The organism is Sphingobacterium hotanense (assembly GCF_008274825.1).
In the GTDB taxonomy this organism is placed as follows: domain Bacteria; phylum Bacteroidota; class Bacteroidia; order Sphingobacteriales; family Sphingobacteriaceae; genus Sphingobacterium; species Sphingobacterium hotanense.
This window is the reverse complement of the sequence record NZ_CP030848.1, coordinates 1,110,745-1,132,732: the sequence shown is the minus strand read 5'-3', so window position 1 is coordinate 1,132,732 and position 21,988 is coordinate 1,110,745. Positions and strand designations below refer to the sequence as shown.

Sequence of the window (21,988 nt, the reverse complement as noted above, 5' to 3'; positions counted from 1 at the left end):
GCATTATTTAGCACCAACATTCACTAGGTCGGCAAAAACGCCTCCGGCTGTCACCTCTGCCCCTGCTCCAGGTCCTTTCACCACTAATGGTCTTTCTTTATAACGCTCGGTTGTGAAAGAAATGATATTATCGCTTCCCGAAAGTGCATAGAAAGGATGCGTTTCATCGACCATCTGTAAGCTGATTGATACTTTTCCATCTTCTAAACTACCGATGTAACGAATTACTTTCCCTTCTTTGGCAGCTTGATCTTTCAGATTATTGAAATAATCGTCGGACTTTAACAATTCTGTATAGAACTCATCTACTGAACTAGCTTTTAAGCAGTTCTCCGGAAGTATATTGCCTAGGTCGACGTCTGATGACTCGATTACATGTCCTGCGTCACGAGCGAGGATAAGCATCTTGCGCATAAAATCTACTCCGCCTAAATCATCGCGTGGATCAGGCTCGGTATATCCCAGCTCCTGCGCCTTTTTTACCACATCGTAAAAAGATGCATCACCGTTGAAGTTATTGAAAATATAAGAGATGGTGCCCGATAGAATAGCCTCGATCTTTAGGATACGGTCGCCACTAAGCATCAAGTCCTTCAATACGCGTACAATCGGCAAGCCTGCACCAACATTCGTTTCGTAGAAGAAGTCTACGCCATGCTTTCTTGCGGTTTCATGCAAGGAGCGATACTGCGCATATTCTCCGGAGTTCGCTATCTTATTGCAGGTCACAATCGAGATGTTGGATTTGAAGATCTCCTCATAGTAGGTTGCCGGTAATTTGCTTGCAGTATTATCGATAAACACACAGTTCGGAAGATTCATCGCTTGCATTTTACTCACGAAGCTCGCAAGGTCTGCGACCTCGCCTTGTTCGTCCAATGCGGATTGCCAATTTGATAAATCCACGCCATCCGCGTCGAAAAGCATTCTTCGCGAGTTCGCCAGACCTACCACTTTGATTTCGATATCGTTATGATCTAATAGAAAATCATGTTGTTCGTGCAATTGTTTGAAGAGCGTTGCACCGATATTGCCGGTTCCTAGATTGAATACATGCAATGTTTTCTTGAGCTCGGCAAAGAAGGCGTCATGCACGGCATTTAATGCCTTTGCTAAATCTTCTTTATTGATAATAACCGATATATTGAATTCAGACGATCCTTGCGCGATCGCTCGAACATTGATACCATTTCTTCCTAACGCGTGGAAAAGGCGACCCGACATACCCGGTGTACGCTTCATGTTCTCTCCGACGATAGCCAGAATAGATAAACTCTCCTCAATGACAGGCGCCGAAAGCTTATTGGCCAATAACTCCAGTTCAAACTCTGTACTGATGAGCTTTACTGCCTTCTCCGCATCGCTAGGATTCACCGCGAAAGTGATACTATGCTCTGAAGAAGATTGCGTAATAAGGATCACATTGATTTGCTCTCTGGCTAATAAGGTAAACAGACGTCCGCTAAACCCTGATTTCCCTACCATTCCGCTACCTGTCAGATTGATAACAGATACGTCGGCAATGGAAGATATACCTTTGATGGGATAAGAAGACTTTCCGCTTTCAAATTGAATAACGGTTCCTGCTAGCTCTGGCTCAAATGTATTTCGGATAACGATTGGAATCTTCTTCAAAAATGCCGGAACCATAGTTGGTGGATAGATCACTTTCGCCCCGAAGTAGGAAAGCTCCATAGCTTCAGTATACGACAACACCGGAAGGGAAAATGCCTTTTTCACGATCCTAGGATCCGCTGTCAACATTCCATTCACGTCAGTCCAAATTTCAATTGCTGTCGCATTTAATACTGATCCGAAGATGGCTGCGGTATAATCCGAGCCTCCACGCCCCAGTGTAGTGATACGCCCTTGCTCGTTCGAACCGATAAATCCTGTTACAAAGAGGAGTTTATCAGCGTGGGTATGAGAAAGTGCTTGGATTAGTTGGGTGGTTAGTGGTTCATTAAGGTGGGCATTCCCGAAATTGGAGTCTGTTTTCACATAATAGGAAGCATTGATATACTCCGATTCTGGCACTTCTTGCTCCATGACTTTGGCAACGAGGTAGTTGCTGCATCGTTCTCCAAATGAAACGATCAAGTCACGACTTTGGTTGCTCAATTCCTTCAGTGCCGATACGCCTTGTAAAAGTTCTTCCAGTTCATTGAAAAGCAACTTTAAGCGCGTCAGAACAGGGTTCTGATACTTTACCGCAATCAGTTTCTTGACCACTTCAAAGTGCCTTTCCTCTAATTGCTTTAATCCTTCGTCAAACGGCTTCCCAGCTGCTGCATCTTCAGCCATTTGTGTTAACAGGTTGGTGACTCCTGACATGGCTGATAATACGACTAAAGGTTTTTCACCAGCGTCAAAAGAAGCTTTCACTATTTTTAACACGGCTTGGATGCTCTCTACGGAACCTACGGATGTTCCGCCAAATTTTAAGATTTTCATTCTGTTCTAGCTTGTTTTACTGTATGTTAATAAAAAAAGCCTTCCCCGAATGGAGGAAGGCTTCTAATATCTGTACTAAATTCTATACAATAGACTACTTCCTCCTAAGTTTTATCCCGGTGGTAATAATAATTGTAATAGAAATAGTGTTGATTAGCATTGTTGTTGATTATGATTTCTCAAATATATTACAATTCTTTTTAAAAAATCAAGATTTATTTAAATTATTTTAAATTCCAGATTATTGAGAGAATAATAAATCAAAAGGGAGCATATTAGAAAAATGAAAGATTTTTTGGCAAAATTTGCGAAACTGGCAATTGTTAAAAGTGTTAAAATTTTGTTAAATAGATTCAAAATTGTTTTGAATTCAAGACAGTATGTATTACATTTGCTTCAGCCTGTTGAAAAAATAGACAATAATGTGAATAACTCAACAAGCTGATGGTTGTAATAAAAAAGCGATTTAATGAAAACAAAGAAACTAGTGGCAGTAATGCTTCTCATAGGCTTATGTCTAGTCTCGCAGGCACAAACCAATAGTCAAAAGTCATCTGATCCAGATAACCTAGCTAAAGAATACTTCTCTCAGATCATGGGCGTTGCGGCAAACGCAACTACAAATACAAAGCTTTATCAATTTGTTTACGAATGGTTAGGAACTCCATACCGCTTAGGTGGAGATTCTAAAAGAGGAATCGATTGCTCGAAATTCTCGCTAGCTGTTTACGAAAATGTATTCAATACTACAATTGGATATAATAGCCGTAACCAGTACCAAAACGTAACACCTGTTCGTAAAGGCGAATTAGAACCAGGAGATTTAGTTTTCTTCAAAATCAGAAGCAGAAGTATAACACATGTTGGTGTTTACTTAGGCGACGATAAATTTGCTCATGCATCTTCAAGCCGCGGCGTTATGGTTAGTAACTTAAACGAGGCATACTGGAAAAGATATTATTACAACGGTGGCCGTCCGAAAGTTGATGATGCAAAAATCATGACGGCTGATGCTAATCCTAAAGAGAAAAGCAATTTAAATTAGACCAAACTCTTCAAATTTTATAAAAGAAATCCCAACGCTACAACGTTGGGATTTTTTTGTGACTATCCCTAAGGAGCATTAGTTAATTGCTTTCTCTAATAGAAATTAGAGAACTTTTAGTAAATTTACCGACAACAAAAGAATAGCAATGTCATCTAAGAAAACGCTTATATTAAACAAGGAACAGATCCTTCAAAAATCAAAACGGATTGCTTATCAAATCATCGAAGATAACTTCGATGAACCTGCCATTGTATTAGTCGGAATCGCCGATAGAGGATATGTTTTTGCGCAACGCCTGCAGAAATTGTTATTGGAGATTGAGCCAAACAGATCTGTGGAGTTATTGAAAGTAACGATCCAGAAGACGAAACGTAGTTTGGAGTCTTCAACAGATTTACCAATTGATACCGTAAAAGATAAAGTGGTTATTCTAATTGATGATGTCTTGAATAGCGGAAGAACATTGGCGTATGGATTAGGCGTTTTCTTGAATGTACCATTAAAACGAATGAGAACAGCGGTATTAATTGACCGTAGCCATCATCAGTTTCCAGTTTTCAGCGACTATTATGGATTAAAGTTATCGACAATCCTCAAAGAGCATGTTGAGGTATTGCTCGAAGAATATGACAATACAGAAGATGCGGCCTATTTATCATAAACCGCATCTTTTTTTAATCTCACCAGAGAAGCCTTCGCCCCTCTAGCCTTTCCCTTTGTAAATCTTTAGTTTCTGGCCAATCTTTAGATGGCTCCCACGGATATTGTTATCCGACTTGATGCGATTAACCGAAGAACCGCGATGTTTATTTGCAATTTCGGATAGCGTATCCCCTTTTTTTACCGTATAGGAGACGAATGTAGAACTGTTCTTCGTGCTCGTTTTAGTCTTCGTTGCAGCAATGACGTTCTTAGCCATTTTACTGTCCACTCCCTTGCTTACGATCAGATTTCTACCCGTAATACTACTTTGAGCAGAAAGTCTGTTCCAAGTCCTTATTTGCTGTACGGATACGCCATACTCCTTAGCGATACTTGCTACCGTTTCGCCACGTTTTACCTGATGCCTTTGCTCATCATCGCTCTCGACGGCTGCCAATGCCTGCATCACTTCTACGCGTTGATTATTAAGCGCAGCATAGATCAGTGAATCTGACATCGCTTCGTGGTAAGGAATGATAAGTCGGCGTGGCTTCGCTGGCGATCCAGATACCACTGCTCTTTTATATCCTGGATTCAACTGTTTCAACAAATCTGCTGAACAATTGAGGCCTTGAGCAACAGTATTCAAACTAACAGCTTTATCAACCATCAATACTTTATGATCTGTCATTAAATCATTCTGCTGCGGAACAAGTCCATACAGCTCAGCATGATTCAAAACATAGGTCATTGCGATAAATTTCGGGATGTAATTTTGCGTTTCTTTAGGTAAAAACGGTGATAATTCCCAATAATTGGGATTCACTAATCCAGAACGCTGAATAGCTCTTCTCACACATCCTCTACCACAATTGTACGACGCTAAAGCTAATAACCAATCGTTGAATTCATCATGTGCCTCCTTCAGATATGAAGAAACAGCATAGGTTGTCGAATAGACGTCCTTACGTTCGTCGAAACTACCATCCATTGTTAGATTGTAGATCTTTGCCGTGCCGTAAATAAATTGCCAGGGACCGACAGCCCCCGAGGTGGAGACCGTATGAGGGTTTAACGAAGATTCCACAACAGACAGATATTTGACCTCGTCAGGAATACCCTGCTCGGCAAAAATCTGATCGTATATTGGGAAATAGTAATTACCCAAGCCGAGCAACTTCTCCATGTAAGGTTTGTAGTTTCTTGAAATATACTTATCAAGATATACTTTTACCCGGTCGTTGTATTCTAATGGGATTGTTTTCTGAAGACGGTTAATTCGCTGCGCGATGTTAACATCCTCTGCGGAGAAATCGGTAGACCCTCCTGCTTTCTGTTTAACGGAATCTAGATGAGAGTAAATTAACTCCCGTTCTTTTTCCACTTGATCAATAACTTGGTTTTGAAATGAGTCGTTAAAAGTATGCAAGTCTGTACTGACTTCTTGCGCAACACTTAATTTCAAAACGCTTAGGCCTATTGTAACAAGAAAACTAATTTTTTTGTTCATAAGTAGTTTAATACTGTAAACACTGTTGGTTAGTTCTTCGCTTATCGTTGGCGAACCGAGCGGTAGCTCGTAGGTTTCATAAATAAAAAAGTTTCATTAAACTAGCGAATGCTAGTCTAATGAAACTATATAAATTTCTTTAATGTACGATATTAACGTTGATTGTTAACTGTATCATTGTTTGCTGTGTTGGTTGGATTATTCTCGGCATCAGGACCATCTTTCTGACCTTCTTTAAATTCCTTAACACCTCTACCCAAACCACGCATTAATTCAGGAATTTTCTTTCCCCCAAATAATAACAACGCCAATACTACGATGATGATGATCTCGTTAGTACTGATAAATAATAATCCCGATGTATACATATTTCTTTAATTTACTAATCTCTCATTTAAGTGTATCTAACAAATATAATAATTATAATGGAAAACATTGTAACTATCTTGCTATCCACGAACTAGGATTCATATGCGTTTGACCACGATAAACACTCAAATCAACATACGAATATCCGGCATCTGGATCTGAATCTGTCGTTCCGATCACCGTCCCGGTGCTTATCTTCTGACCATTGCGAACCGATACTGATTTCAAGTTCGAATAAACCGATAAGTACTCACCATGCTGAACAATAACAGCTGACGACCCCATATTAATTACTCTAATTACGGTACCTTCAAATATGGACTTCACCGATGCATTATCCGCTGTTCGAATACGGATATAGTCGTAGAAGTCTCGAACACCACGCTCAACCGTCACATTACCGTAGTTACGTACGATATTACCTTGGCTAACCGGCCATGGAAGGCGTCCTCTATTTGAACTAAATCCGGCCGATAGCTTAGTTGCCTCCGGCGAGTTATTCAATACAGCACTACCTGTCTTCTTCTCAATTTTCTTCTCGGCCTCTGCAACAGTAGTTCCTGATTTCTTAGCTTCAGCTTCAGCTAATCTTCTACGGCGTTCTTCTTCCGCTTTACGAGCAGCTTCCACTTCGCGAGCAATGGCCGACTTAATTGCCGCATCTAAACGACGTTTCTCTTGTTGTTTTTTAGTCAATTGCCCTTTGAAACCACGCTCCTCTTTAACAATCTGACTTAATTGTTGAGAATGTGCAGCCTTATCTTTCGCAATTACATTGCGTTCCGACTGCTGTTCTTTCAATAAAGCTTGTTGGGTTTGCTTATCGCGTTGCAGTTGAGCTAGCTTGAGCTCTATCTGCTTCTTATGCCCCTCAATCTCCGACACCTTCACTTTACGGGCGTCCGTAAATTGCTGCAAGTACTTAACGCGCTTAAAGGCTTGATTAAAATCTTTGGATGCAAAGATGAACATCATCTTATTGTAGGAATTCTTATTGCGGAACGCAAATAGAATCATCTTCTCATAATCTTGTCTTAGCTTCTCTAATTCGTCCTTAAGCTTATCGACTATTTTATTGTTGGATGCAATATTATTGTTGATGATGCGGAGCTCGCTATTGATGGTGCTGATTTTATCCTCACGTAAATCCAGCTGTTTGCTTAAAGCAGAGACTTCTCTTTGGGAGAGTAATTTCTCTTGTGTTTTGGCACTTAAAATCTTCTGAAGTTCAGCAATTTCTTTATCAAGTCGTTCTCTTTGTTTTTTTAACTCCAAGCTACTTTGACCAAACCCTACACTAACAAAAAGAAATATTGAAAATATACTTAATACGATTTTTTTAAATTCCATGAAACGCTAAATTCTTAATATCGTTTATATCAAAACGTCCAAAAATAAGGATATACTTAATACGAAGTTAATAAAATCATAATTTTATTTCCCATTCCCATTTCGTAATTATTTGATTTCCTTATATCTTGAAGGCACATTGAACGGCGTTTCAATAGCCGAATTAAACTCTGATTTATTGTAGAGCATATCCGCAGAAACTTTATCGCCGGCACCCTCAATGTTTAACGTGAAACGTTGAGGAAAATTATATCCACTGATATCTGCGAAGTCACTATATGTTGTTTCTAGCTTTTGGTTCTTGCCCAGCTCGATCAAATTGAAGGTAAAAGGACGATTCTTATTGTTTACTCCATAATGGAATGTCAATCCATCTTTAATGCCAATAACTTGGACATCATCGGAACTTGTAGCCACTTGAAGTTGATCCGTGCGAAGCATATCAACCGTCATATTGCCGACCAAAATATCCTGCAACATCCGGAAGGAAACTCCCTTATTCGTGTAATTATAAATATAAGAAAAGGGCTTAGCGATATATTCTCCCCGAAGCTTATTCATTATCTTTACGCTATCTGGGGTAATCAAGACGCGAGAGGCTTCCACGCCTAAAAGAGCAGTCACAGATATCCAAATTGATTTATCACGGTCCATGCGCACATTTACAGTCGCATTATGCGACTCCTCGCCAACCTGTAGCTTTGCTTTTGCTCGACCGCTGAACGTATGAAAATCTAAATTACTTAACTCGTAATTCTTCAACAATTCAGCTTCCGTAGTTGCGCGAGGCAGTACATCGTCTTTTTTAGCTACTCGTTTCTTGCTTGCGCAAGAAGCAATTATTAATACAGTTATGACTAAGAAACCAAGCTTAGTCCAAATATTTCTTCTCACTGATTTTCCTTTTTAATTTATCCTTATCCACTGCATTGCTAGCATCTGCACTACTCAACGCTCGCTCCCACTGCTTCAATGCTTCCTTGCTTTTTCCTAGCTTCATTAGAATATCGCCATAATGCTCAAATAAAACGGCCGAAGGTTCTGAATTCTTCACAGCGCGCTCCATCCAAACCAATGCTTCCTTATAGTCTCCGCGTTGAAACAATACCCAAGCATAGGTATCCTGAAAAGTACCTGAATTGGGCTCAAATTCATTAGCCCTAGCAGCATATTCCGCTGCTTTATCCAGATTCTCCTTCCTTTCAGACAAATAATATGCATAGTTGTTCATCGCGGTCACATTTGTGCTATCTCTTGTGATAGCCTCTTCGTAGGCTACATCTGAAGCCGATTCCATATCAAGCTCATGGTATAGATCCCCCAGCCCCGCATAGATCATTGATTGAACAAAACCATTTTCATTTGCACTTTGATCTAATGCTCCCTCTAGATATTGCCTAGCTTGCTCATTATCCTTTTTAATAAAATGGGCCATCCCGACAAAGTAAGTAAGGACAGGGCTACCTGGATTATGTGTCAAAGCCTCATTCCCGTGTTGAATCGCTTCGTCTAGCTGATTCAGATTCAGATCAATATTGATGAGTTTGCTCCAAGCGTCAATATGTCTTGGATTCATACCTACGGTCGTTAGAAAAAGCGACTTCGCTTGCGTCAGTTCGCCTTTCTGCCAAAGAATATCGCCTTTGAACATATGGGTATCCGGGATACGAGGATGCTTTAATACCAACAAATTCGCCAACTCCTGTTTCTGATCAAGTGTAAGAGTTGACTTCCCGTTCAAAACAGTCATCATCACACGATGCTTATCCAAGAAGTTTACTTTGTCGGATTCGAAAGCTTTCTTCACATAATCAAATGCCAGCTTCTCTTTGTTTGCAGCATTATAAGCATCAGCTAAATCCAGATATAACAAATCATCTTTGCTATTTTGAATTCCGCGTTCAAGCACTGCTAAGGCATCCTTCGAATTCTTCTCATCCAAGTAAATATAACTCAAGGTGCTATATACTTGGCGGATCGGAGATTTCCTTTTGTCCCAAGCCTGCAACACTTGCTTTGCATCATCAGGACGTTTCAAATCCATCAATATCTCCGCTTTCAACACGTCCAATGTATCCGACTCACCAAACTTAGCTTTGGTAGCTTCATATTCCTTCAATGCATCCTCAGATTTCTTTGCTGCATGCAGCAGCATGATTTTTTCGCGAAATAATTCCGGCTTATCCTTATGCTCGTTGATGACCTTATCGATCAAACCCACTGCCGAATCAAAATCACCTTCCGTTTTATAGAGCTCCATCAGGTGGTTGCCGAACATAAGATTCGCAGGGTCTATCTCCACAGCGCGCTCAGCAGCAGGAATAGCAACCTCTAAATTACGCGCCTGAGCGAACAACAATGACTTCGCATAGAACACTTCGGCACCCTGAGGATACTTCGCAATGGTCGCCTCAATACTGTTCAGCGCATTCCCAACATCACCTCTCTTCAATTGCGATTCGATAGAAGCGAGACTTTCCTTATAACCAGGATCCTGCTTGATATCTTGTTGTGCAAAAGCAGAAGTCCCCAACAGCACAAACAATCCCGCAATCCACATTCTACACTTAAACATTCTTCTCATTTTCTCTTTCTTTATTTTTCACCTCGGGTTTTACCCAGATAGATTAGGGTAAATCAAGGTAATAAATTAATTTTAAAGAGCACAAAAATGCTGAAAAGTTTAAATCAGCACCGCTTAATTAATGTTAAATCTTGATTAAATCGAATTGATAGCGTCTAAAAACACCATTGCAAATAGGCCGCATTTATCCGATCATGAACATCAGCATCCCTATTACTCCCTGAAGTTGTCCATTTAGCATCCTGCAAACCTAAGCGATAACCAACTCGCATATGATGATTCGTCCATCCCCTCGAATTCCGCTTCTTTAGTGCAAGACCAAAATCAACCACCGGACTAAAATGCTCCAGTTCGATCACATTCCCTCGTTCCGACTGCAGCAGTCCCTCCACTGTGGTTCCTTCGTCCTTTACTCGAATTCTCGAATCGGTCGACTGCAAACCAAAGCATACAAACGGACTTACGATCATCTGTCCCGTCACGATCTTATTTGTGGATACAAACATGCCGACACGTCCAGTTCTAACCCTTGCCTTATCCGAAAAGTTAATATTTCCCTCTAGATCTACCCCAATCAGCACAGGTCCAAGGTCATACCCCACTCCCAGTCCTACACCAACCTGTAGCTTTGAAATCTCCGGATAACCGTTCGCTTTCAATAGGTCATTTAAATTCGTGAGATTCATGTAAGAAGCTTGTAGGCCGAAGTATTTATCAAGCTTGGTCCTAAACTTCCAATACTTATTGTTTTGCGTAGAATCACCCATTTCTTGTGCAATTGACCACTGTGAAGAAGCAAAGAGGATCAACATTGTGATCATAAGCACGCTTTTAAAATTCGCTCTCATATAATTAACTGGTTTGTATAGACCAAATATAGTATCCTCGGATCTACTTAAAAAGAATAAAAACCGAAGCGAATAGAAAAAATATTAAAAACAACGATGCTTAGGAACACATTAAAGCAAAAGATATGCTCGATTATCAAAATGTTTTGGAATCGCGTTTTCCAAGTTTTGGGTTCAAAAAACATTAACTATCAGAATTTTAAAAAACGCTTTGCGATTACAATTTAAATAGTGTACCTTTGCGAACCTAATTGTAGGGATTACAATAGGATTTAAAACATTATTAATTAATTAAATAAAAGCAAGTGAATACGTTAAGTTACAAAACTGTCTCTGCTAACAAGAACACCGTTAACAAAGAATGGATCGTTGTTGACGCTGAAGGCGAGATTTTGGGGCGCTTGGCAAGCGAGATTGCGAAAGTGATCCGTGGAAAACACAAGCCAACATTCACCCCACACGTAGACTGCGGAGACAATGTTATTGTTATCAATGCAGACAAAATCAAATTGACAGGAAACAAATTAGGCGACAAAGTTTATGTTCGCTACACAGGCTACCCAGGTGGTCAACGTTTCGTTTCTCCAAAAGAGTTAATGGCAAAACACCCTGAGCGCATCATCGAGAAAGCGGTACGCGGGATGTTACCTAAAAACCGTTTAGGACGTCAATTATTCAAAAACCTTTTTGTTTATGCAGGATCTGAGCACAAACATGAGGCACAAAATCCAAAACCAGTTAAATTCTAAGGAGATCGATTATGTCAACAACTAACACTTCAGGAAGAAGAAAAACCGCTGTTGCCCGCATCTACTTAACTGCTGGTAATGGAAATATCATTGTTAATGGAAAAGACTACAAAGTATATTTTCCAACTTTGCCTTTGCAATATGTAGCTACACAATCTTTATTAGTAGCTGAGTCTCTTGCAAATTTTGACATCAAAGTAAACGTTCAAGGTGGTGGAGTAAAAGGTCAAGCTGAGGCTGTACGTTTAGCGATTGCTAAAGCGTTAGTAGAGCTTAACCCAGAAGTAAAACCAGCATTACGCGCGAAAGGTTTAGTTACACGTGATGACCGTATGGTTGAGCGTAAGAAACCAGGACGTCGTAAAGCTCGTAGAAGATTCCAATTCAGTAAACGTTAATTTAAGGAGGGTCAAAAAATGGCAAGAACAACATATCAAGAATTATTGGATGCAGGTGTTCACTTTGGTCACCTTACTCGTAAGTGGGATCCGAAAATGGCTAAGTACATTTTCATGGAACGCAACGGTATCCACATCATCGATTTGAACAAAACCCTAACTAAGTTAGAGGAAGCTGCTTCAGCAATCAAACAAATCGTAAAATCTGGTCGCAAAGTATTATTCGTTGCAACTAAGAAACAAGCTAAAGAAATTATCGCTGAACAAGCGAAAGCTGTTAATATGCCTTTCGTTACAGAGCGTTGGTTAGGTGGTATGCTAACTAACTTCGCAACTGTGCGCAAGTCTATTAAGAAAATGTCGAACATCGATAAAATGCAAAAAGATGGTACTTACGATGTATTATCTAAGAAAGAAAAATTGATGATTCAACGTGAGCGTATTAAGTTAGAAAACCTTTTAGGTGGTATTGCTGACTTAAACCGTTTACCAGCTGCTTTGTTCATCATCGATGTTAAGAAAGAGCACATTGCAGTAGCTGAGGCGATGAAATTAAACATCCCTACGTTTGCAATGGTAGATACAAACTCTGACCCTACAAACATCGACTTCCCTATCCCTGCGAACGATGACGCTACTAAATCTATCAGCCTAATCGCTGGTGTTATTGGTAAAGCTATCCAAGAAGGATTAGAAGAGCGCAAGCGCGATAAAGAAGAGGACGCGGAAAAAGAAGCTGCAGCAGCAAAAGCGGCAGTAGACAATGGTGAAGCTACTGAAGCGACTCCAGGAAAACGCACTCGTAAAGCAAAAGACGTAGAATAATATTCTATACTATTCCACCGGATAGACAAGTGTTGGTTTCTGGAAGTCAGCTTCCGTAAACTGCTCCTGTCTATCCGGTTTTTTTCTGAATAGGGAAACCTATTTAGCCTGAAAACAGCAAAATCACATATACGACCAGCTGTAAAACATTAAAAATTAACATTCTGTTGTTTTTACAACAAAAGATTGTTAACACTTCAATCGTAATTTTAACAAAAAAAATACTATGTCAGTACAAATTTCTGCATCAGATGTAAACAAACTGCGTCAACAAACTGGCGCTGGTATGATGGACTGTAAAAAAGCGTTAATCGAAGCAAATGGTGACTTCGAAGCTGCTGTAGATTACCTACGTAAAAAAGGTGCTAAAGTTGCTGCTAGCCGTCAAGACCGCGATTCTAACGAAGGTGTGATCATTGCTAAAGCTGCTGCTGATGCTAAATCGGGTATCGTAGTAGAAGTAAACTGTGAGACTGACTTCGTAGCGAAAAACGCTGACTTCATCGCTTTCGCTGAATCAGTAGCTGAAGTTGCTTTAGCTAACAAACCAGCTTCTTTAGAAGACTTAAAAGCTTTAGAAATCGGTGGTGTGAAAATCGCTGACTTATTGATCGATCAAACTGGTAAAATCGGTGAGAAAATCGACGTTTCTAAATACGAGAATGTAAGCGCAGAGAAAGTTGTTGCTTATATCCACGGTAACTACCGCCTAGGTGTATTAGTAGGTCTTTCTGCTGATGCTGAAGGTGCGGAAGAAGCAGGTAAAGATGTGGCAATGCAAATCGCTGCAATGAACCCTGTTGCTATCGATAAAGATGGTGTGGATTCAAAAACTATCGAACGCGAATTAGAAATCGCTAAAGAGCAAATCCGTGCAGAAGGTAAACCAGAAGAAATGGTTGAGAAAATCGCTGCAGGTAAATTGAACAAATTCTACAAAGATTCTACTTTATTGAACCAAGAGTTCGTAAAAGATTCTTCTAAAAATATTGCACAATTCTTAGACTCAGTTTCTAAAGGATTAACTGTTACTGCTTTCAAACGTATCCAATTAGGAGCATAAGTTTGATCGTAGCCTAACAAAGGCTTTATTTAAATCCCGTTCGTTTCCGAACGGGATTTTTTTTTAACCTGTCCGTTTTCACAGGACTCCCCTCCCTTCCTTTCCTCTTGCTGTGTCAATGGAAACATTAAAGTTTTTAAGCATACTTCCAATTAATACCAAATGCTAAGCAAAAATTCGCTAAACTTGTTTAGAGAATGAGCTAGCTATGCAGTACAAACAGATCAACAACAATTCCATCAATCAGATCATGCTGATCATTATCATCATCCTGATCTGTATTTTAATTTTCACCAATCTCTACTATTACTTCCCAGGGTTTCTTGGTGCAATAACCTTATACATCCTTTACCGCTCTTCGTACAATAGATTAACAGAACAGCGACGCTGGAACAAGTCGGCAACCTCCCTCCTGTTTATCCTTATCTCTATCGTATTTATCGTCCTGCCGGTCTGGGCTATGGTGGATTACCTCGCACCACAAATCAGCTCCCTTTTGGGAAATACAGATAAAATTGTCGAACAATTCAACTTGCTCAAAGAATATATGAGCGACAAGCCACTGCTCAAAGACATCGACATGTCTGACGAGGCTCTGGTCAACTCCCTTCAAAGCTTAACAAAATACCTTCCTAGTGTATTGAACTCCGTTGCTGAGGTTGCTGTAAACATTCTCGTTACCTTCTTTGTGCTGTTCTTTATGCAAGTACACAACAAGAAAATGGAGTCTTACATTATTCAGGCAATTCCATTCTCGATCAAAAGTAAAAATGAAATCTGGACCGAGGTAAATCTGATGGTTAGATCTAACGCCATCGGTATTCCTATTCTTGGCCTCTGTCAAGGTATTGTAGCCATGCTAGGCTACTACATCTTCGGTGTAGACAACTTCGTCTTGATGGGCATCCTGACGGGCGTATCGTCCATTGTACCTGTGCTAGGAACAATGACCATCTACATACCACTATCCTTAATCACCGTCGCTGCCGGAGACACCGGAAATGCAATCGGTATCTTCCTGTATGGCTTATTATTAATCGGCAGTATCGACAATATCCTTCGCTTTACCATCCTCAAAACCCTAGGCGATGTTCCACCTTTAATCACCGTATTTGGTGTACTGCTCGGCCTTAAGCTATTCGGAATGCTAGGACTGATCTTTGGTCCGTTAATCCTTTCCTCCGTAGGCGTGCTTATAAAAGTGTATGCGAATGAGTATGGAAAAGGGAAAAGTATTATTATTTAGATTTTAGATATTAGATGTTAGACATTAGAGTAGTGTCCATTTTAAAGTGATTGTTTTTGATCGCTTGGTTTAGAAAGAGAATTTTGTTTTGAACCCGGAAAGGAAGGATGCAATGTAGTTTTGAACCAGGAAAGGAAGGATGAAATGATGGACAGGATTTGGTATGGCGTACAAATGGGGCCCATATGTACGGTATTGATATTCTACGTTTCAGGAGACGTTTAGTGAAACGTCTCTACGCGGTTCGTCATGATTACCGCCTATATAGTTCAAATTGTATAGAAGCCAATTGGACGCCAATGCGTAGAGACGTTTCACTAAACGTCTCCTATAAAAAATACAAATCCATCCCTACATATTTAACGATACCTGATCCTGCTTATCCTTTGATCCTTCCTTTCCTGGTTCAGAATTAGCATCCCATACTCTAATGTCTCATATCTAATGTCTAACATCTACTAAACTAATATCTAACATCTAATCTAATTGTAAGAATTCTCCCATAATTTCCTATTTCCGTCACAATCTATGGAAACAGTGACTTCCGTCACAATATTCGAGCGCCATTATTCGTAAATTAAACTAAGAACAGATGCTAAACATAAAAATTGAATGAAACAATTAGAAAATAAAGTTTCCATCGTAACTGGGGGAGCCTCAGGTATTGGCAAGGCGATCGTCGAACTATTCGTTAAAGAAGGTGCTAAAGTAGTCGTTGCGGACTTAAATGAAAAGTTGGGTGACCAATTGATCGACAGTCTAGGCGACAGCAACATCATTTTTGTAAAAGCTGATGCTTCCTCTGCTGAGGACAACAAGAAAATTGTCGATGTAGCAATCGAAAATTTCGGTGCGCTGCATATCGCTGTCAACAACGCTGGTATTGGTGGAGACTCCGCAACAGTGGGTGACCTGAGCATTGAAGGCTGGAAAAAAGTAATCGACATTAATCTTAATGGCGTATTCTATGGTATGCATTATCAACTGCCAGAAATGGAGAAAGTCGGCGGTAGCATCATTAACATGGCTTCCATCTTAGGGCAAGTAGGATTTGCTAATTCATCAGCCTACGTCGCTGCAAAACACGGTGTTGTCGGATTGACGAAATCTGCAGGTTGGGAATACGCAACAAAAGGTGTAAGAATCAATGCAATTGGTCCCGGATTTATTTCTACACCATTGGTGGACAACGCTTTAGACGCTGATGCGCTTAAATATTTGGAAACGCAACATGCTTTTCAACGCTTAGGGAAAGCTGAAGAAGTAGCCGAATTGGCTCTATGGTTAGCATCCGATAAGTCTTCCTTTGTAACCGCATCTTACTATCCAGTAGATGGTGGTTACTTAGCTAAATAAGCCCCATAATTAAGTTTATATGTTAAAGCATCCGACTACGGTCGGGTGCTTTTTCTTTTTAAAGAATCGACTTTTAAAGCCCCTCAAAAAATCCGACGCCTGTTGGAAACTTGAAAGTTTTCATCGCAATCCTATTGCTAAAAACGAAATCCCTAAAAAAATATTTCTACCCCACTTGGGGGATTCTGCAAAAATACCGCTCTATATTCTAAAGCGGCGCGCGCCGCCAACCAAAATCTTAAACCAACAACACTAGCATAAAAACGAAAGGAGGTAAACTATAGAGATTATTTTACGAAAAAGCTGTTATGTCGTAGCAAGACAGCAACCCATTTTTGATTACCTAACTATGAAAACAAACGCTTAAAAATTATGAAAATCTCATGGAATGAAAAACCAATTCGGTCTTTCTTTAAAATCCTCACGATAATGAAATTTCTATTTTTCATTTCTGCTTTTACATTGCTCTATGCAAACAATGTATTGAGCCAGCAGATAAATTTCAAAATGAAAAACGCCAGTATAGACCAAGTGCTTCTAAAGATCAGTCAAGAAGTAAAACACGACTTAGTCTATGACTCCAAGATATTTACTGGTCAAAAGAAAGTTGATGTTGACTTTAAAAATATCAGCGTGAACCAAGCTTTAACGCAGTTATTTTCCGAGACTCCTTATGTTTTTGAACTTAGTAAAAACGTCATCGTCGTTCGTAAAGCACCAACCAAGACGGAGCGAGCAGTTAGCAGCTCTTCCTATCAACAAAGAATTGTCGGCACAGTAAAAGATGAAGCCGGCAATCCATTACCGGCAGTAACGATAAAAGCGACGAACAGTACTACTGCAACCACGAGCGATGCGGATGGTAATTATGAGATAAACGTACCTGCTGGAACGCAAAGTCTTAGCTTTTCCTTGCTTGGCTATGGAGATCGACAGATCGAAATCAACTCCAGCACGCGCATCGATGTTACCATGACCGCATCTGTTAGCGATATTGATGAGGTAGTCGTAGTCGGCTACGGGACCCAAAAGAAAGTAAATCTGACTGGATCGGTAGCACAAGTTTCCAGTAAAGATCTTTTGAAGCGAAATGCTTCGAATACATCTATTGCCTTACAAGGATTGATTCCAGGCGTCTCTGTTTCGACGACTTCCGGTAGACCCGGTTATGACGGCGCAGGAATAAAAATACGCGGTACAGGCTCGCTGAACTCTGAAAATGGCCCTTTAGTATTAATTGATGGTGTAGAGGGCTACATGAATTACTTAGATCCGAATAGTATCGAGAGTATTACGGTGCTTAAAGACGCCGCTTCGGCGTCGATTTATGGTTCCAGAGCATCTAATGGTGTCATCTTGGTAACCACAAAACGAGGAAGCGAAAATGCCTTAAGCATCAACTACAGCGGATTTGTAGGGACTAATATGCCGACCAATTTTCCAGATCCGGTAAGCGCTATCGAATATATGGAAGCAATTAACGTCGCGCGCAAAAACAATAACCAAACGCCACAATACAGCGATGATATCATCAATACCTATAAAACGCAAGGTGCTGATAACTTCAATTTCTATGACAGCAATTGGAAAGATCTGCTCGTTAGCAATAATGCGCTAACACATAATAACTCCTTGAGTTTCTCTGGTGGGTCGAAACGCATACGTACCTTTGCCAACTTTGCACATTACTCACAAGATGGTAATATCCCCAACAATAAATACACCCGTTCTACCTTAAAGTTGAACAACGACTTTACAATGACTTCTTGGTTGCGCGGAGGGATAGATTTGAATATTCGTCAGTCTAAGGTGACTGCACCGGCGGGTGATACGCCCGAAGCATTATTCAATAAGGTGACTACCTTTGTTCCAGTTTTCTCTGCCATCAACTCTGACGGCACCTGGGGTTATGGTCAGAATGGCGACAACCCCATTGCTTCTGCTGAGGTTTCAGGAGTATCAACCACCACCACACCAGAACTTGCTATCAAAGGGTTCTTGTCACTAACCCCTTTGGAGGGTTTGGAAATTTATACAAACTACAGTCAAAACAGACTGGAAAATAAGGCCGATCAATTCCTAAAACCTTATGACACCTACGAAACTGGAGTGTATAAAGTGACCTATCCTACCACCGGAAACGATAAATCCGAAAGCTGGAACCAGACTATTATCAACCAGTTCAATTTACAGGCATCCTATGAAAAAAATCTAGGCTCGCACTACTTCAAAGTATTGGGCGGTATGCAAACCGAAGAATTGCTAGGACGCTCTTTTGCTGCGGGTAGAAAATTCTTTAAATACGATGGCTTCGAAGATCTGAACAATGGCGATGTGCTTTCTGCAACAAACTCCGGATCGCACTACGAATGGGCCATGCTATCCTACTATGGCCGTTTGAATTACAACTACTTAGAGCGTTATCTTTTAGAGGTAAACAGCCGCTTTGACGCCTCAACGCGTTTTAAAGGTAAAAACCAATGGGGATACTTTCCATCGGTATCCGCCGGCTGGCGCATTTCCGAAGAACCGTTCTTTCAGAATATTAAAAACAGCATCAACGCCTTAAAACTTCGCGGATCTTACGGAACATTGGGTAACCAGGCAATTGGCGGCTATTATCCATATGCGGCAGCGATCTACGCTGGCCATGGCTATTGGTTTGATTATAATCAAGGTACAGGTGTTGCACAAACAGAGGTAGCTAATGAGAACATATCTTGGGAGAAATCACGTCAACTGAACGTAGGTTTAGATGCTCAATTATTGAATTCTAGACTCGGACTTACAGTCGACGTATTTCGTCGCAAAACCTACGACATGTTGCAACGCTTCCCCATTCCAGGTTTTATTGGGCTAACACCACCATGGGAAAACCGAGGCGATATAGAAAATAAAGGATGGGAAGTATCGGCTACTTGGAGAGACCAAGTCAACGACTTTAATTATGCCATTACTGCTAACCTTTCCGATATCAGAAATAAGGTCCTAAATTTATACGGAAATGAGTATATCAATACTTCCACTATAACGAAAGAAGGGGAAGCACTTAATTCCTACTACGGGTATGTTTCTAACGGACTCTTCCAAACACAAGAAGAAATAGATAACGCTGCTGTATATGGTACGAAAGCAAATACAAAACCTGGATATGTTCGTTATGTCGATTTGAGCGGTCCGGACGGCGTTCCTGACGGAATCATAGATAATCATGACCGCACCGTATTGGGTTCCAATATGCCGCGATATGAATACAGTTTAAACTTATCCGCTGAATGGAAGGGCTTCGACCTAACGTTGTTTTTTCAGGGTATTGGTAAAAAAGATCTGTTATATGAAGGCTACGGTGTTCGTCCATTCCTTGTCGGACGATCCATGTTCAAATATCAACTTGATTATTGGTCTGAAGAGAACCCTGGCGCGCAATTTCCAATACTTCTTATTGACGGATCGAATAATAACCCTAACAACATTCCGTCAGACTTTTGGATGAAAAGCGGTGCATTTGTCCGTCTAAAAAATCTAACTTTTGGCTATACCCTCCCAAAAGCTTGGACAGAACGGATGCAAACCAAACAATTCCGTGTTTATTTCAATGCACAGAATCTATTGACTTTTTCAAATGCATATGAAGGATATGATCCAGAAAATGCAGTATCAAGCGGTAGCTTCTATCCGCTCATGAAGACTTTCACATTCGGATTAAATGTAAATTTTTAAGCTAGGCATCATGAATAAGTTAAAAATATCAAACTATATATTAGGCGTATTATTAATATCGTCTACACTCTCCTGTAAAGACTTTCTGGACCGCGAACCAACCAGCTACTCATCTAGTGGATTTTACCAATCAGAGGCTGCTGTTGAAGACGGAGTCTCAGGCGTCTATGCCTCATTAAACATCAACTTGGCCTTCAATTTACCGTTTAACATTATGTTAGACCATTGGACCGGCTTTGCATTCGAGCGTGCCGAAAACACGACAATTGGGGCCGGTGGGTCGCTAAACCCGGATAACGCTTCAGTATCACAGTGGTGGACAGCTTCTTTCAATACGGTTTCGCGAGCAAATGCAGTACTTGTCGGCGCAGAACCCTACCTTGATAAGTTAGAAGGAAAATCCAAACAGTATTTAGCAGAGGCGCGGGTACTTCGTGCCTTCGCATATTGCAATTTAGTGACAGCTTTCGGAAAGGTGCCTTTATTCGAAAAGCCGGTAAGTCAGCAAGACTATAATGTGGAGCGAACCAATGAAGATGTTATTGTCGATTTTCTGTTAGCAGACTTAGATGCTTGTCTCAACGATCTACCATGGATAGCAGAAAACCGTGGGCGTGTGGATCGTGCAGTCGCATATGGAATAAAAGCACGCTTAGCACTATTAGCGGGGAGTTTAAACTTTGGTGGAAAGGGTCCTGCATATTACAAGATTGCGGCAGAATCGGCACAAGCCGTTATCGGGCAAAGACAGTTAGCAGCTAATTTTGAAGATCTATTTAACAAAGCAGGACAACAAAAAGCCGACGTAAGAAATGAGTCCCTTTTCGAAATTATTTATTCGGATAAAGGAATCAAGAAAACACATATGATTGGCTTTGGTCAGGTTTCCAGAAATTACGGACAGACGGGTAGACATCCTTCACAGATACTTGCTGATACTTATGAATGTAAAGATGGTTTACGAATCGACGAATCACCGTTATATGATCCTAAAAAACCATGGGCAAATCGAGACCCTCGATTCCGTTACACCCTTTGGATGCATAAAGATACTGTTGAAGGAAATACAAACGGTACTGAAACAGGACGAGTTAAAATGATTTTGGATGTCTATCAACCGACTACCCAAATATTCAATTTCGCAACACAAACGTGGAATTCGGGTGTTAATGCCGATATAAATTCCGGAGCTGCATGGACGAGCTTCGCGAATGCTGGAGTTGGATATATGTGGAAAAAATACAGTAATGAGAAGGTTGAATCGATCGGTGCACAGACCTGTAATTCCATCATCATGCGCTATCCAGAAATCTTGCTCACTTATGCAGAAGCCAAAATAGAGTTGAATGAACTTGACGGGTCAGTTTACGACGCCATCAATCAAGTTCGAAATCGTTCTAAAATGCCTAATGTTTCTGCCGATCGTATCGGTAACCAGCAAAAAATGCGTCAGCTGGTACGTCGCGAACGTAAAGTAGAGTTTGCGCTCGAAGGTTTGCATTTCTCGGATATGCGTCGATGGAAAATCGGCGACTTGGAAAATGAAGGACCATCGTATGGCTACCCTCTTCCCACTCGCGCAGCAAATGGAAGCGTTCTTCAAGAAGGTTATGATTTGGTTACCCCAGACATGGTGCCTAACTTTAAGAAAACAACGCGTCATGACCTGAACGATATTGCCAATTACGATGCCTATAAATCAAAACTTAAAGTTAGAGACCTGAACCGTTTCTGGGATGATAAATTCTACCTTTTCCCAATTCCGCAACGCGAGCTTGACTTGGCGCCTGCACTGGGACAGAACGACGGTTACTAAATTCAATTAC

Annotated in this window: 17 protein-coding genes; 10 read left to right on the top strand and 7 right to left on the bottom strand. The window is 40.6% G+C overall.

The features are described from left to right. Nucleotides 1-3: 3 nt before the first annotated feature. Complete coding sequence (gene thrA, locus DSM08_RS04720) at nt 4-2,454, bottom strand: bifunctional aspartate kinase/homoserine dehydrogenase I (protein ID WP_149525076.1); 2,451 nt, start codon at nt 2,452-2,454, stop codon at nt 4-6. Between the two features lie 469 nt (nt 2,455-2,923). Here thrA and DSM08_RS04715 point away from each other — a divergent pair, with 469 nt between their 5' ends. Together DSM08_RS04715 and DSM08_RS04710 are read left to right on the top strand one after the other, a co-directional pair. Then, nucleotides 2,924-3,499, top strand: coding sequence for a C40 family peptidase (locus DSM08_RS04715; protein WP_149525075.1), 576 nt, complete (start codon nt 2,924-2,926; stop codon nt 3,497-3,499). 148 nt (nt 3,500-3,647) lie between these two features. Next, nucleotides 3,648-4,163 (top strand): phosphoribosyltransferase family protein, encoded by a 516-nt coding sequence (locus DSM08_RS04710; protein WP_149525074.1) that lies wholly within the window; start codon nt 3,648-3,650, stop codon nt 4,161-4,163. Between the two features lie 42 nt (nt 4,164-4,205). Here the strand turns inward: DSM08_RS04710 and DSM08_RS04705 are convergent, their stop codons facing one another. From DSM08_RS04705 to DSM08_RS04680, 6 genes are all read right to left on the bottom strand, one after another. Beyond that, nucleotides 4,206-5,654 carry a lytic transglycosylase domain-containing protein gene (locus DSM08_RS04705; RefSeq protein WP_149525073.1) on the bottom strand — a complete coding sequence of 483 codons (1,449 nt, stop codon included), beginning with the start codon at nt 5,652-5,654 and terminating at the stop codon, nt 4,206-4,208. A 152-nt stretch (nt 5,655-5,806) separates the two neighbouring features. Then, entirely contained in the window at nt 5,807-6,022 is a 216-nt protein-coding gene (locus DSM08_RS04700; protein ID WP_149525072.1) for a Sec-independent protein translocase subunit TatA/TatB, read from the bottom strand. Between the two features lie 73 nt (nt 6,023-6,095). Further along, nucleotides 6,096-7,373 (bottom strand): murein hydrolase activator EnvC family protein, encoded by a 1,278-nt coding sequence (locus DSM08_RS04695; protein WP_149525071.1) that lies wholly within the window; start codon nt 7,371-7,373, stop codon nt 6,096-6,098. Between the two features lie 108 nt (nt 7,374-7,481). Next, nucleotides 7,482-8,267 carry a DUF4292 domain-containing protein gene (locus tag DSM08_RS04690; RefSeq protein WP_246172459.1) on the bottom strand — a complete coding sequence of 262 codons (786 nt, stop codon included), beginning with the start codon at nt 8,265-8,267 and terminating at the stop codon, nt 7,482-7,484. Then, complete coding sequence (locus DSM08_RS04685) at nt 8,245-9,957, bottom strand: tetratricopeptide repeat protein (RefSeq protein WP_149525070.1); 1,713 nt, start codon at nt 9,955-9,957, stop codon at nt 8,245-8,247. The genes DSM08_RS04690 and DSM08_RS04685 overlap by 23 nt, the downstream gene beginning before the upstream one ends. Nucleotides 9,958-10,112: 155 nt before the next feature. Then, a complete protein-coding gene (locus tag DSM08_RS04680) occupies nt 10,113-10,778 on the bottom strand; it encodes a hypothetical protein (protein WP_149525069.1) in 666 nt (221 codons plus the stop codon). A gap of 332 nt (nt 10,779-11,110) precedes the next feature. Between DSM08_RS04680 and rplM the strand changes: the two genes are divergently transcribed. The 8 genes from rplM to DSM08_RS04640 all read left to right on the top strand — a co-directional run bounded on the left by rplM (nt 11,111) and on the right by DSM08_RS04640 (nt 21,978). Further along, the gene (gene rplM, locus DSM08_RS04675; protein ID WP_149525068.1) at nt 11,111-11,554 is read left to right on the top strand and encodes a 50S ribosomal protein L13; all 444 of its coding nucleotides are present in this window, start codon (nt 11,111-11,113) and stop codon (nt 11,552-11,554) included. Between the two features lie 11 nt (nt 11,555-11,565). Further along, complete coding sequence (rpsI, locus tag DSM08_RS04670; protein WP_149525067.1) at nt 11,566-11,952, top strand: 30S ribosomal protein S9; 387 nt, start codon at nt 11,566-11,568, stop codon at nt 11,950-11,952. An 18-nt stretch (nt 11,953-11,970) separates the two neighbouring features. Next, entirely contained in the window at nt 11,971-12,777 is an 807-nt protein-coding gene (gene rpsB / locus DSM08_RS04665; RefSeq protein ID WP_149525066.1) for a 30S ribosomal protein S2, read from the top strand. A 226-nt stretch (nt 12,778-13,003) separates the two neighbouring features. Beyond that, nucleotides 13,004-13,840 carry a translation elongation factor Ts gene (gene tsf, locus DSM08_RS04660; protein ID WP_149525065.1) on the top strand — a complete coding sequence of 279 codons (837 nt, stop codon included), beginning with the start codon at nt 13,004-13,006 and terminating at the stop codon, nt 13,838-13,840. A 208-nt stretch (nt 13,841-14,048) separates the two neighbouring features. After that, complete coding sequence (locus tag DSM08_RS04655; RefSeq protein ID WP_149525064.1) at nt 14,049-15,086, top strand: AI-2E family transporter; 1,038 nt, start codon at nt 14,049-14,051, stop codon at nt 15,084-15,086. A gap of 612 nt (nt 15,087-15,698) precedes the next feature. After that, entirely contained in the window at nt 15,699-16,442 is a 744-nt protein-coding gene (locus tag DSM08_RS04650) for an SDR family NAD(P)-dependent oxidoreductase (RefSeq protein ID WP_149525063.1), read from the top strand. A 429-nt stretch (nt 16,443-16,871) separates the two neighbouring features. Then, nucleotides 16,872-20,162, top strand: coding sequence for a TonB-dependent receptor (locus DSM08_RS04645; protein WP_223110864.1), 3,291 nt, complete (start codon nt 16,872-16,874; stop codon nt 20,160-20,162). A gap of 10 nt (nt 20,163-20,172) precedes the next feature. After that, complete coding sequence (locus tag DSM08_RS04640) at nt 20,173-21,978, top strand: RagB/SusD family nutrient uptake outer membrane protein (RefSeq protein ID WP_149525061.1); 1,806 nt, start codon at nt 20,173-20,175, stop codon at nt 21,976-21,978. Nucleotides 21,979-21,988: the final 10 nt, after the last annotated feature.

Excerpts from the sequence above, each read along its gene's own strand:
- DSM08_RS04680 (WP_149525069.1), bottom strand. The coding sequence starts at position 10,778 with ATGATCACAATGTTGATCCTCTTTGCTTCTTCACAGTGGTCAATTGCA.
- DSM08_RS04705 (WP_149525073.1), bottom strand. The coding sequence starts at position 5,654 with ATGAACAAAAAAATTAGTTTTCTTGTTACAATAGGCCTAAGCGTTTTG.
- DSM08_RS04685 (WP_149525070.1), bottom strand. The coding sequence starts at position 9,957 with ATGAGAAGAATGTTTAAGTGTAGAATGTGGATTGCGGGATTGTTTGTG.
- DSM08_RS04715 (WP_149525075.1), top strand. The coding sequence starts at position 2,924 with ATGAAAACAAAGAAACTAGTGGCAGTAATGCTTCTCATAGGCTTATGT.
- rpsB (WP_149525066.1), top strand. The coding sequence starts at position 11,971 with ATGGCAAGAACAACATATCAAGAATTATTGGATGCAGGTGTTCACTTT.
- DSM08_RS04640 (WP_149525061.1), top strand. The coding sequence starts at position 20,173 with ATGAATAAGTTAAAAATATCAAACTATATATTAGGCGTATTATTAATA.
- DSM08_RS04650 (WP_149525063.1), top strand. The coding sequence starts at position 15,699 with ATGAAACAATTAGAAAATAAAGTTTCCATCGTAACTGGGGGAGCCTCA.
- DSM08_RS04645 (WP_223110864.1), top strand. The coding sequence starts at position 16,872 with ATGAAATTTCTATTTTTCATTTCTGCTTTTACATTGCTCTATGCAAAC.
- DSM08_RS04700 (WP_149525072.1), bottom strand. The coding sequence starts at position 6,022 with ATGTATACATCGGGATTATTATTTATCAGTACTAACGAGATCATCATC.
- thrA (WP_149525076.1), bottom strand. The coding sequence starts at position 2,454 with ATGAAAATCTTAAAATTTGGCGGAACATCCGTAGGTTCCGTAGAGAGC.
- rpsI (WP_149525067.1), top strand. The coding sequence starts at position 11,566 with ATGTCAACAACTAACACTTCAGGAAGAAGAAAAACCGCTGTTGCCCGC.
- tsf (WP_149525065.1), top strand. The coding sequence starts at position 13,004 with ATGTCAGTACAAATTTCTGCATCAGATGTAAACAAACTGCGTCAACAA.
- DSM08_RS04695 (WP_149525071.1), bottom strand. The coding sequence starts at position 7,373 with ATGGAATTTAAAAAAATCGTATTAAGTATATTTTCAATATTTCTTTTT.
- DSM08_RS04655 (WP_149525064.1), top strand. The coding sequence starts at position 14,049 with ATGCAGTACAAACAGATCAACAACAATTCCATCAATCAGATCATGCTG.
- DSM08_RS04710 (WP_149525074.1), top strand. The coding sequence starts at position 3,648 with ATGTCATCTAAGAAAACGCTTATATTAAACAAGGAACAGATCCTTCAA.